Source organism: Kiritimatiellales bacterium (assembly GCA_041656295.1).
GTDB lineage: Bacteria > Verrucomicrobiota > Kiritimatiellia > Kiritimatiellales > Tichowtungiaceae > Tichowtungia.
Map to the genome: position 1 here is coordinate 1 of JBBADV010000034.1, position 11,735 is coordinate 11,735.

The window sequence follows — 11,735 nt, forward strand, 5'->3', positions numbered from 1 at the left end:
TTTTTCCGTGCGAACCTCAGCGATGTCGATATGGAAAAACTCGATTGGACAGGTTTTAAATCTTCGTTTATTCTGCGGATCCCTGGTATCCGGCAGCCGGCGAATCCCATGACGTTGGCAGCAACGATGCAGAGAGGAGCGTGTCAAATGAGGTATGGCCATCTGCAAGCTGTAAAGACAATCATCGAGAGGAAGCAGCGTGTGTTGCCGAAAAGCGACATAGGCGGCTTCTTCCTCCTTGCTCAGCACCGTTGACCGAGGATGCCTGGGCCCCCATCGGGGCATCCTGTACGGTTGTGCGCTGTCGCCGTTTCGCTACGGTTTTCGGGTTAATACCATGCCTCCGCGCCAGGACCATTCAGGCTCTCTTGACGATGTTGTATCGTTCGACGCGCCGCCTCAGTCGTACGGGCGCATCCGTGTAATATCTGTCCCATAATTCATCCCTCCGGAGCTGGTTATACATCACTCCAGCACACTGTGGGACTAAACATCTAGAGGTACTACCAGATCGTTTTTCACTTCAGTTGGCATCTGTGTGATGGGGACCATGTGTCCTGCCACTTTTTTGTTTTTTCTGCATTCTGTTACAGTGAAAGGATTATCCGTCTCCATTCGCGTTATCCGCCGGTAAAGTTTCTACAGCAGATATTACGGATATAAACGGATCATTTAAATCACTGAATCGAAGATGCGGGGTGAATACCGGTCACAACGGTCGCAAAGCGGCAATCTCTGTCGCGTATTTATATTTTTGGCGGTCGCGGCACATCTGGTTTTTAAACACGGCAATCGCTTGGAAAATTGCGCGATTTATGTTTTATTATGAAGCGGTTTCTAAAGGAGAACGGCCGATGGATCAAGTGTGGTTGAAATTGCAGAACGGCAGTGATGTGCGCGGCGTAGCGCTGGAGGGCGTTGCGGATGAACCGGTGACACTGACGCCGGACGTTGTGCGATCGGTTGGCGCGGCCTTTGCACAGTGGCTGGCAGAAAAAACCGGTACGCCGGCAGATGAACTGCGCGTTGCAGTGGGGAATGATTCGCGGCTGTCGGCACGGCAGATCAAGGAAGCAGTGTTTCAGGGGCTGAAACACGCCGGCGTCTGCGGAATCGCCGACAGCGGGCTTTCGTCAACGCCAGCCATGTTTATGGCGACGGTGTTTGAGCGGCATGCGTATGACGGGTCGATTATGCTGACAGCGAGCCATCTGCCATTCAACCGCAACGGGCTGAAGTTTTTTACGCGCGCCGGCGGTCTGGAAAAAACAGATATAAAAGAAATTCTGACGCTGGCGACAGAAATCGGCACATTCGACGCAATGCCGGCGGTGCACGCAAAAGAAATTAAGCTGATGGACGATTATGCAGCGTCGTTGGTGAAAACGATTCGCACCGGCGCCGGACAGGGCAATACGCCGCTGGCGGGTCTAAAAATTATTGTCGATGCCGGCAACGGTGCCGGCGGATATTTTGTCAGCCGCGTTCTGCAGCCGCTCGGTGCAGATACGGCAGGCAGTCAGTACCTTGATCCGGACGGAACCTTTCCAAATCACATTCCAAATCCGGAAGATCCGGCAGCGATGGCGGCGATTATTGAGGCTGTGAAGAGCTCCGGCGCCGATCTTGGAATTATTTTTGATACGGATGTTGACCGTGCAGCAGTGGTGGATAAGAACGGCCGGCCGATCAACCGCAACCGCTTTATTGCACTGATGGCATCCATTGTGCTTGAGGAGCATCCCGGCACGGTGATTGTGACGGATTCGGTGACGTCTACCGGATTGAAATACTGGATTGAAGAAAAACTTGGCGGAGTGCATCATCGGTTTAAACGCGGGTATAAAAATGTGATTAACGAATCGATCCGGCTGAACAACGCAGGCCAAGAGTCGTGGCTGGCGATGGAAACGTCGGGGCATGGCGCGCTGAAGGAAAATTATTTTCTTGATGACGGCGCTTATCAGATTGCAAAAGTGCTGATCAAGGCAGCACAACTGCATGCCGCGAATGCCGGAACGGTCGACGAACTGCTCGCCGGTCTGCCGGAACCGGCGGAAGCCAAGGAATACCGCGCAAAAATAGCTGCGGAGGATTTCTGCGCATACGGCGATGATGTGCTGCAAAAGTTTGAGCAGTTTGTGAGCGATGAACCCGGCTGGTCGATCACACCGGATAATTATGAAGGGGTCCATGTGACGGTTGACGCAGAACACGGCAACGGCTGGGCACTGTTGCGCAAGTCTCTGCACGATCCAGTGCTGCCGTTGAATATTGAAAGCGACGCGGTCGGCGGTGTTGCAAAAATTGCCGGATGCTTATACCGTTTCCTGTCGCAGTTCGATCAGCTCATTCTGCCGGAAATGAAATAATGTTATATTCATGGTTTTATTAAAATACAGGAGTTAAAGAATGAAGAGATTAAGATGTTGTGTATTGGTGCTGTTTTGCTGTGTGTTTCACCTGCTGTCCAGTGAAGTTCAGCCGGTAAAATATGTATTTTTGTTTATTGGCGACGGCATGTCGCTGCCGCAGCGGATGATGACTGAAGAGTTTCTGCAGGTGACAGAAAATCGCGGACTGTTCATAAACTCCATGCCGTATCAGGCGATCACCTCCACCCGTGCAGCGAATTCTTTTATCACTGACTCGGCGGCCAGCGGCACAGCGATTGCCTGCGGTGAAAAAACGTTAAACCACCGCATTGGCATGGACGCTGCCGGAGAACGCAAACTGGAATCGGTAGCAGAGGTCGCCCGTGATTCTGGGCGGAAAGTTGGGATTGTAACTACAGTTACACTGAATCATGCTACGCCGGCGGCATTTTACGGACATAATCTGAACCGCGGTAAATATTACCAGCTGGGACTGGATCTGATCGCATCGGGTTTTGATTATTTCGGCGGCGGAGGTATTGACCGGCATAACGACACGAAAGACCCGATGTACAAGGGGGATATTTATGTATTGGCGGAACAGGCCGGCTATACTGTCAGCCGGACGGCCGATGGCTTCCGGCAGTTCAAACCGGGCGCAGGCAAAGTAATATCTGTCGGTGCAGAGGGCGCACTTCCATATGCGGTCGATATGGATAAAGATGATTTGCGTCTGGCTGATTTCACCCGGCAGGCCATCGAACTGCTGGATAATCCGGCAGGATTTTTCCTGATGGTCGAAGGCGGCAAGATCGACTGGATGTGCCACGCCAATGATGCCGCCACGACACTGCGCGAGGTAATTGATTTCGATGAGGCGGTTCAAGTCGCGTATCAATTTATGACGAAACATTCGGAAGATACATTGATTGTGGTGACCGGCGATCATGAAACCGGCGGATTGACGCTGGGTTTTGCGGGTACCGGATACAAGTCGCATATCGAACTGCTGGCGGCACAGACCTGTTCCCGCGACGTGATGAGCCGGCGTTTGAAGGAGTTTGCAGGTTCGGAGCGACCGGCATTTGAGACCGTGAAACCCTTGATTACGGAGATGGCCGGCTTGATTTTCGGCGTTGATGAAAACCGGAAGAAAGGCGGTTTGAATTTGACAAAAAACGATGAACAGATGCTTGAAGATGCATTCAACAGTCAGTTCGAAGACGGTAAATTTAAATCAAGCGATCCGCTAGTAAATGCAATAGTCCGGACGCTGAATAATAAAGCGTCAGTTGCCTGGACCAGCGGAGCCCACACTGCTTTGCCGGTAAGCACAACTGCTTGCGGGAAAGAGGCCGGGTTGTTTTCCAATATGATTGATAATACCGATATCAGCAAACGGTTGAAAATGGTGGTGCGCTGAGCCGGTGAAAGATTTTCTGCATATATCCCGCCGTGATGCGGTCATGGTGAGCGTATTTCTGTTGCTGTGCGGTATATTGGCAGCGATTGATATTTTCCCGAAAAAAAATCCGGAGCCCGGACGCAAAGAGCGGGCGATGGTGGTTCGTGTGGATAATTCTGATCTGGAATATTTTGGATTGCTCTTAAAAGGCTCGCAGCTGCTGGAAGTGGAAGTGCGCAGCGGCAAATGGCGGGGAGAACGTTTTCCGGCGGTAAACCAGTTGCGGGCGCAGATGGAACTGGATAAAACGTTTAAGATCGGCGATACGGTTCTGGTGGGAGTGCTGGAAAATGCCAGGCCGGGCATTACCACACTGAATGCGCAGGATCATTATCGCATCGGTTATACGCTGCTGCTGGCCGGCCTGTTCGGTTTGTTTCTGATCCTGTTCGGCGGAATTATCGGGTTTAATGCGCTGCTGTCGTTTGTGTTCAGTTGCCTGATGATCTGGAAGCTGGTGATTCCGCTCTGCCTGTCGGGCTGGAACGCTCTGGCAGTAACGTTCGGGGCGGTGACGCTGCTGAGTGCGGCGATCATTTTTCTGGTGGCGGGACTTAACCGGAAAGGCGTAACAGCATTTTCCGGCGCGATTATGGGCGTATTTGCCAGTTCCGTTATGGCATATCTTTTCACCCATTTATTTAAAATCAACGGTGCAGTGATGCCGTATTCTCAGGCGCTGCTGTATTCGGGGTACGAATTTTTAAGTTTGCCGGATATTTATATCGGCGCAATCTTTCTGTCGTCTGCCGGCGCAGTAATGGATTTGGGTATGGATGTCGCGGTCGGCATGGACGAGCTGATCAGAAAAAAACCGGACTTGCCGCGCCGGGAGTTGTTCCGTTCGGGGATGCGGATGGGGCGCAATGTTGTCGGTACAATGACTACAACGCTGCTGCTGGCATATTCCGGCGGCTATCTGACATTGATGATGACGTTCGCCGCGCAGGGAACCAACCCGGTGGATTTTATCAATAATCCGTATGTCGCGTCCGAGGCCGTTAAAACACTGGTCGGCAGCTTCGGCCTGGTGCTGGTGGCGCCGTTTACTGCATTAACCGGTTCGCTCTGGCTGCGTGCGCCTCCGAACTCAAAATAAAGATCTTCAAATGAAAACATTCCGCTGGGGAATCATTGGCTGCGGTCAGATTGCGCCGAAGTTTTTTCATGCGCTGAATAACACCGGCGAGGGAATGGCGGTTGCGGCAGCATCGAAATCACTGCGGCGCGCGCAGCGGCTGCAAAAAAAACTCGGCCTTCAAACGGTGTATGGCAGTTATGATGAAATGCTGGATACTGAACAGCTTGACGCAGTTTACATTGCCAATACACATGCCGAACATTTTGCGGCGGCCATGCGTTGTTTAAATCGCGGACTGCCGGTACTGGTTGAAAAAGCATTCACACGCAATGCAAAAGAGGCCGAGGCACTGATTGAATTAGCGCGCCGGAAAAATCTGTTCCTGATGGAAGCGATGTGGACGCGCTTTAATCCGGCGTCAGCCAAAGTGCGCGAACTGTTAACTTCCGGCGCGATCGGCCGTGTAATACATTTTAAAGCGAACTTCTGTGTGCAAATGAAACGGTTGTCGCCGAAAATGTTTCCCTGGAACCGGATGTACAATCCGAAACTCGCCGGCGGCGCACTGCTGGATGTCGGTGTTTATCCGGTTGCGTTCGCACGCATGGTCTTCGGTGCCGCACCGGAGAAAATCGTTACGAAAAGAATTAAAATGGCATTCACCGGTGTGGACGCATCGGAAGAGTTTGAATTTGAATATGCCGGCGGTATACGCGCCGAACTGGCGGCATCGTTCCGCGAAACGCGTCCGCGCGATGCCGTCATTACCGGCACTGCCGGCACAATCCGCGTGCCGCATTTCTCGCATACGGACGATGTAATTCTGATTCGTGCCGGTAAAGCAGAACATTTTAAATGCGAAGCCAACGGCTTTGAGCATGAAATCCGTGAAGTGCACCGCTGTATGAATGCCGGGCTGATAGAAAGTCCATTATTGACGCATGCCGAGACGCTTGAAACGATGCGCACGATGGATACACTGCGCGCGCAGTGGTGTATGAAATATCCCGGCGAGGAAAATTAATTTTAACTGCAGTTCATGATCTGTTTTTATCCTGAACCTCCAACTGTGAGCTGAAAACGATGGCGCGTAGAAAGCGTAAAAATCCTGTACTGTTGAATTTCCGCCGGCTGATGAAATTCGGCGTGGTGCTTGTGGTAATCGGCGGCGGAATTTTCGGCGTGCATTATGTTTCGCCGCCGCCGGTGAAAGAAAAAATTGAAGCTGCAACGTTGGATGTCATCGACCTCGTTCGCGAATACCGGCGCACGCCGCGTGAACTGGTGTTCTGGCTTGATCTGGCTGCGGATCACATTCCGCTCATGCGCGGGAATGTTGTCCCGCCCGGCGTCTCGCTTGATGCCGGTTCACATGCGCTGGGCGGTGCGCCGGCAGCGTCCGTTGCGCTTACACAGTTGACGAACCGCGGCTATATGGCCGGCTACAACGAAACCATGAAAAATCCGGCATGGGTTGCCTATAAAGTATTTCCGCCTAAATTTGATTCCGGCCCGCGTCCATCCGGATTTTCACCCGATCCGCGCACGCGTTCCCGCATCGAAAGTTCAGCCTATCTGAACAGCGGGTACGATCGCGGACACATGGCACCGAACCATGCCATTGCCGTCTGCTACGGACCGGAAGCGCAGCGCGAAACATTTTTGATGTCCAATGTCGTTCCGCAGCTGCCGGGATTAAATTCGGCGTTTTGGGAAGCGATGGAGCGGCGTGTCCTCGAACGCTATACGCGCCGTTACGGCGATGTCTGGATCATATGCGGTCCGGTGTATGAACGCGGTAAAAACCAAAAACGGCTGCGTGCCGGCGTGATTGTACCGGACGCATTCTTTTTAATTGTTGCGGAGCAGTCCGGCAGAGGAATCCGGTGTGCCGCATTCCTTGTGCCGCAGCAAGACATAAAGAAAAGTGCCGACCCGGCGCAGTTTCTCGTCAGCGTACGCGATATCGAACAGGCGACCGGCTTAAATTTTTTCCCGCAGCTTCCCGCCGATGTTCAGGACGCACTCGAAATCACCGCCGCCAAACGGGCGTGGTAATAAAAAATGAATACCGGCGGGATGGTTATAATTCGAGATTAATAATTTCAGCAACTGCAACCGCCGGATTTCCGGCGCCGAGCATGTGTTCAAGCGCATCGAAATCGTTTAGCATCGCAGTGCGTTCCGGCGTTTGCTCCATTAACCGTGCAACCTGTTCCGCCAGATCTTGCGGAATCATGCGATGCTGAATCCGCTCCGGCATCATTTCGCGGCCGGCAATAATATTGGCAATGCCGATCCACGGAATGCGGATGACCATTTTAAACAGTGCAAAATTCAGTGCGCCGGTTTTAAAAACCAGAATCGTTGGACAGCGCAGCAGCGCCGCTTCCAGCGTTGCCGTTCCCGATGCGACCAGCGCCGCATCCGCCTGTTTCAGCACTTCGCGCGCATTGCCGGCGGTGACCTCAATATGCGCCGGTGCATATTTGCCGGCGCGCAGGATTTCCCGTACCAGTTCAATCCGGCGCTCCGGCACCGGAATAATAAATGAAACATCAGAGTATTTTGATTTCAGCAGCCGCGCTGTTTCCAGCAGCGCCGGCAGAATATGTGAAATTTCCTGTTTGCGGCTGCCCGGCAGCAGAGCGATTTTTTTTCCGCCGTGCCAAGGCAGAATCTCCGCCGGTGCGGTACGGAATTGTCTCAGTTCATTCACCATCGGGTGCCCGACGAAATTAACTGTCAGATCGACATCGTTAAACACATCCACTTCAAACGGAAAAATTACCATCAGCCGGTCAATTATTTCCGCCATTTTTGGAATCCGTCCGCGGTGCCACGCCCACACCTGCGGGCAGATATAATAGAGAATTTTTACGCCGCGTTTTTTCAACTCACGCGCCAGCCGTATATTAAATCCGGGATAATCCACCAGCAGCGCCGCTGCCGGCTTCCGTTTTTCAGCTTCACGCACTGTTTCATTCAGCACGCGTTTAAAAAACGGATAGCGCTTCACCACTTCCACAAACCCCATCACATCCATTTCGCCGGTGTGATGCAAAAGCTCAACACCCTCGGCACGCAGTTTATCGCCGCCGATGCCCCAGAATGAAATATCGTCCCGCCGCTTTTTCAGTTCACGAATCACATTTGCGGCGTGCATATCGCCGGAATCTTCACCGGCGATGATTAACAAAGAACATGGCGCAGACATTCCTGTCTGTGCATCATCAGGCAGACAGGAATGTTTAAAAACCGGCTTCATGAACCGGCCTGCTTTTCTAAAACAGTGATTGCAATCCCCAGCGCATCCGCCTTGGCGGCAATGTCCGAACGGTTAAGAATAATAGTGCCGCTGTCTTCGAGTGCGAGACAGGAAATTCCGGCGCGCTTTAATGTTTTCAGCGTGCGGTCGCCGATAACCGGAATATCAAACCGCATATCGTGTCCGCGTTTCGGGACTTTCACCGCTACAGCACCGGCGCCGCCGAGTTTGCCGCCGCGCCGGATGGCGCAGTCAGTTCCCTCGAACGCTTCAACGGCAAGAATCATACCGTTTTTCACGATCACGGTTTGTCCGATGTCGAGATGGCTGGTATCCTTTACGGTACGCAGACCAAGCGCGATATCATTCAGCTCACGCTCATCCGGTGCACGCACTGTTAAAATTCCGGCCGGTGCAATATAATCCTGCATAAATGAACTTGCCGGCAGAAACGTTAAGCCGGTTTTTTCAACTGCGTTCAGCAGCGCACCGAAAATGGTGTGTGCATTTTTTACCGGCAGACCTTTAAACAGTGCGGACAGCTGCCGGTCCGGCCGCATCATAAAAAGGTTTCTCGGCGCGAGCTGTCCAACCGCTATAACCGCCGCCGGCGCGAGCCGTTCAGCCGCAGTCAGCAGATCGCCGAGTTTTCCCGTGCGGATCCAGATGACTTCATCGGACAGTGGAATAATTTTCCGCGACGTTTCACCTTTAAATGCCAGTGTGATAATTTTTTTTACACCGCGCGCGCGCGCAGCGCGCGCCAGCAGCAGCGGATAATCTTCGCGGCCGGCAATCAGAATCAGTTTTTCCGGTGGTTCGGTCATGTGCAGAAAATGGCAGAACTCTCCGGCAGTTAAAAGCGGAAATATAAGCCGATGCCGCTTGAGCCGGTTTGCCGGCAGCCGTATATTTCTTATCTATGATAAAAAATTATCCGCCGGAAATCCGCAAAGCGCTGCGCATTATCACGCTCACTCAATGCACCGGACAACTTACCAATATCCTGTTCGGCAACGGATTTATGCTCGCCTATTTCATGCGGCAGGGTGTGCCGGACTACCGTATCCTGTTTCTGTTTGCAATGATGCCGCTGATTGCCATGCTGTTAACCGTTCCGTTTTCGCTGATCGCCGATTACGCCGGAAAGCGTTTCGTCGGAGCGGCTGGGATTATCATTTCCAGCGCCGGAATTTTTCTGCTGTTCTTTACACCCTTTTTTCCGTCGGCCGCTGAAAGCGGGCTGGCCGCCGGAACAGTTATTTTTTCACTTGGTGCGACCGCTACAGGGTCAAGCTGGTTTGCGCTGCTCAGTCCGATTGTTCCGGCAGAAATCCGCGGGCGCTGGTTCGGTTTTATGCGAATGACATTTCAGTTTACCGGCGTCATATTTTCGCTCGCCGTCGCTGCACTGCTGCGCCGGTTTACGTCGCTCTCATTTTTCCAAACGGTACTGTTCTTCTGCGGGGGAATGATGATTTTCCGGATTTTCCTCTACCGGCAGATTCCGGAACTCGAACCGTGTACGCGCTTGAAATTTAATTTTCCGGCGGCGCTGCGCGATGTTGTTCGCATTCCCGGCTACATGTCATTCTGTGCCTATATGTTCCTGCTTGCGTTCTGCACCGGTGCAGTGCCGAATCTGCTCGGACTGCTGCAGCGCGAATTTCTCGGATTCACTGACAGCATGCTGGTTGTGCTCGGAAATCTGCTTATCGCCGGAACCATCGCCGGATTTTTTGTCGGCGGAAAACTGGTTGACCGCATCGGCCCGCGCCCCGTATTTCTTACCGCGCACATTGTTTTTTCAGCCACGATTGCACTCATATTATTCCGGGGATTCTTTCCGCTGCCGACCGCCGGAACTATCGGACTCGCGGCGTTCTTTTTCGGTGCGATGCAGGGCGCCACGGGAATTGCCGGAACATCTGAACTGCTGGCACTGATTCCGCCGGAAAATAAATCGTTCACCACCGGCATGAACATCACACTCTCTTCCGCCGGACTCGCTCTCTCCGGTGTCCTCAGCGGACAGCTTTTACAAAACCACATGCTGCACACACACTGGCAGTTTTACGGCCAGCCGATGAGCGCCTACGACACGATCCTCGCCGTACTTATGTTTCTTGTCGCACTCATGGCTGTAACGCTCGGACTCGTTCCGGCAGTCCGTCACCTGCGCGCACAGTGGCTGCCGCAGAACAGGTAAAGAAATCTGAATCACGAAATACCCAAGCACGAAAAAACTCTGAATCTGAAAGATCCAATCCCGAAAAAAGCCGTGTAAATCCTGTTAATCCCGTCAAAAATATTTCGAAAAATGGAAACACTTGAAGAAAAAATTACGCGCGCATTGAAGGATAAAATTGAAATCGTGCCTTATGACGCGTGTTGGCCGGAATTTTTTGAAGCAGAAAAAAACCATCTGCAAAAAACGCTGCCGCCTGAAATGATCCAGCGCATTGAACATTTCGGCAGCACCGCCGTGCCCGGGCTCGTTGCAAAACCGGTGATCGACATACTCGTTCAGGTGCGCTCGCTCACCGAAACCAGAGAAAAAATTGCGCCGGTGCTTGAAAAGCAGGGGTACGACTATTTCTGGCGCCCGACGTCCGGCGACGATACTCCACCGTTCTACGCATGGTTCATCAAACGCGATGCAAATGGTATTCGCACGCACCACATTCACATGGTTGAAGCGCACTTCGAACATTGGAAACGGCTGCTTTTCCGCGATTATCTCTTGGCTCATCCTGCCGTTGCACGGGAATACGGCGAATTGAAGCTGAAGTTCGCCGCTGAATTCCCCGGCGACCGCGTAAAATATACCGCCGCAAAAACCGAATTTATTCTGCGCGTCACCGCCGCCGCCGAGAAATATTTTTCTGACCGTAAGTTTTCTTAAGAAAAGCAAATTAACCACGGATATAAACGGATCCCCATTCCTCACGAAAAATACAAAAAATTATCCGTTTGCATCCGCGTAATCCGCGGTGAAGTTTCTTTTAGAGCACTGTGAATAAATGGACGTAAAACTGTGTAAAAACAAAAAACCGCACCGGATTTCCGGTGCGGCGTTTGCATTCAGGCTAGATGTTTAGTCCCACAGTGTGCTGGAACGGATCAAACTTAAACCGATCCTGATCAGAAGTCCAGATGTTGCAGATATATTCGTATGGCGTGAGGCCATGTAATGTTTTGAGCCGTCTGGCAAAGTGATAGGCCATCAAAAAGGTCTGTATGTGTTCTTTCAGCTGATCATGGGTTCCATAGTGATAACGCTTCACCGTGGCCTCTTTCAACGTCCGGTTCATCCGCTTAACCTGTCCGTTTGTTCAGGGATGGTTGGGTTGGGTCAGCCGGTGATCTACATTGTTTCGGGCGCAAGCCAGTTCAAAGGCATGTGCGCGAAAAAGACTCCCGCAATCCATGGCCTGCTTGATATCCGCTGTCGCGGATCGTCGGTTACCCGGCGAGGTAACCCGGGTTCCGTTATCCGTTAATACGGTGTGGATAGTATCAGGAACGGCCCGGATGAGCTCTGGA

9 protein-coding genes and 2 pseudogenes are annotated in these 11,735 nt (G+C 52.3%); 7 read left to right on the forward strand and 4 right to left on the reverse strand.

Features of this window, described 5'->3' with window-relative positions; translation table 11 throughout:
* Positions 1 to 437 (reverse strand): annotated as a pseudogene (locus WC959_12510) (IS481 family transposase).
* Positions 438 to 854: 417 nt separating this feature from the next.
* Here WC959_12510 and WC959_12515 point away from each other — a divergent pair.
* From WC959_12515 to WC959_12535, 5 genes are read left to right on the forward strand one after another with little or no spacing between them, the layout of a single operon-like run.
* The gene (locus WC959_12515; protein ID MFA5689941.1) at positions 855 to 2,372 is read left to right on the forward strand and encodes a hypothetical protein; all 1,518 of its coding nucleotides are present in this window, start codon (positions 855 to 857) and stop codon (positions 2,370 to 2,372) included.
* 40 nt (positions 2,373 to 2,412) lie between these two features.
* Positions 2,413 to 3,798, forward strand: coding sequence for an alkaline phosphatase (locus WC959_12520; protein MFA5689942.1), 1,386 nt, complete (start codon positions 2,413 to 2,415; stop codon positions 3,796 to 3,798).
* 4 nt (positions 3,799 to 3,802) lie between these two features.
* Positions 3,803 to 4,939 carry a YibE/F family protein gene (locus WC959_12525; protein MFA5689943.1) on the forward strand — a complete coding sequence of 379 codons (1,137 nt, stop codon included), beginning with the start codon at positions 3,803 to 3,805 and terminating at the stop codon, positions 4,937 to 4,939.
* 10 nt (positions 4,940 to 4,949) lie between these two features.
* Positions 4,950 to 5,945, forward strand: coding sequence for a Gfo/Idh/MocA family oxidoreductase (locus WC959_12530; protein ID MFA5689944.1), 996 nt, complete (start codon positions 4,950 to 4,952; stop codon positions 5,943 to 5,945).
* 59 nt (positions 5,946 to 6,004) lie between these two features.
* Positions 6,005 to 6,979 carry a DNA/RNA non-specific endonuclease gene (locus WC959_12535; protein MFA5689945.1) on the forward strand — a complete coding sequence of 325 codons (975 nt, stop codon included), beginning with the start codon at positions 6,005 to 6,007 and terminating at the stop codon, positions 6,977 to 6,979.
* A 25-nt stretch (positions 6,980 to 7,004) separates the two neighbouring features.
* Here WC959_12535 and lpxB read toward each other — a convergent pair whose 3' ends face one another.
* Positions 7,005 to 8,189 carry a lipid-A-disaccharide synthase gene (lpxB, locus tag WC959_12540; GenBank protein MFA5689946.1) on the reverse strand — a complete coding sequence of 395 codons (1,185 nt, stop codon included), beginning with the start codon at positions 8,187 to 8,189 and terminating at the stop codon, positions 7,005 to 7,007.
* Positions 8,186 to 9,016, reverse strand: a complete 831-nt coding sequence (gene lpxI / locus WC959_12545) for a UDP-2,3-diacylglucosamine diphosphatase LpxI (GenBank protein MFA5689947.1) — start codon at positions 9,014 to 9,016, stop codon at positions 8,186 to 8,188. The genes lpxB and lpxI overlap by 4 nt, the downstream gene beginning before the upstream one ends.
* A 95-nt stretch (positions 9,017 to 9,111) precedes the next feature.
* On the opposite strand from lpxI, the gene WC959_12550 reads away from it, so the two are divergent.
* Positions 9,112 to 10,398, forward strand: a complete 1,287-nt coding sequence (locus WC959_12550; GenBank protein ID MFA5689948.1) for an MFS transporter — start codon at positions 9,112 to 9,114, stop codon at positions 10,396 to 10,398.
* Between the two features lie 111 nt (positions 10,399 to 10,509).
* The gene (locus WC959_12555) at positions 10,510 to 11,094 is read left to right on the forward strand and encodes a GrpB family protein (GenBank protein ID MFA5689949.1); all 585 of its coding nucleotides are present in this window, start codon (positions 10,510 to 10,512) and stop codon (positions 11,092 to 11,094) included.
* A 184-nt stretch (positions 11,095 to 11,278) separates the two neighbouring features.
* Here the strand turns inward: WC959_12555 and WC959_12560 are convergent.
* A pseudogene (locus WC959_12560) lies at positions 11,279 to 11,735 on the reverse strand (integrase core domain-containing protein).

Coding starts and splice junctions, on each gene's coding strand:
- WC959_12515 (MFA5689941.1), top strand. CDS start 855: ATGGATCAAGTGTGGTTGAAATTGCAGAACGGCAGTGATGTGCGCGGC.
- WC959_12520 (MFA5689942.1), top strand. CDS start 2,413: ATGAAGAGATTAAGATGTTGTGTATTGGTGCTGTTTTGCTGTGTGTTT.
- WC959_12530 (MFA5689944.1), top strand. CDS start 4,950: ATGAAAACATTCCGCTGGGGAATCATTGGCTGCGGTCAGATTGCGCCG.
- WC959_12535 (MFA5689945.1), top strand. CDS start 6,005: ATGGCGCGTAGAAAGCGTAAAAATCCTGTACTGTTGAATTTCCGCCGG.
- lpxB (MFA5689946.1), bottom strand. CDS start 8,189: ATGAAGCCGGTTTTTAAACATTCCTGTCTGCCTGATGATGCACAGACA.
- lpxI (MFA5689947.1), bottom strand. CDS start 9,016: ATGACCGAACCACCGGAAAAACTGATTCTGATTGCCGGCCGCGAAGAT.
- WC959_12550 (MFA5689948.1), top strand. CDS start 9,112: ATGATAAAAAATTATCCGCCGGAAATCCGCAAAGCGCTGCGCATTATC.
- WC959_12555 (MFA5689949.1), top strand. CDS start 10,510: ATGGAAACACTTGAAGAAAAAATTACGCGCGCATTGAAGGATAAAATT.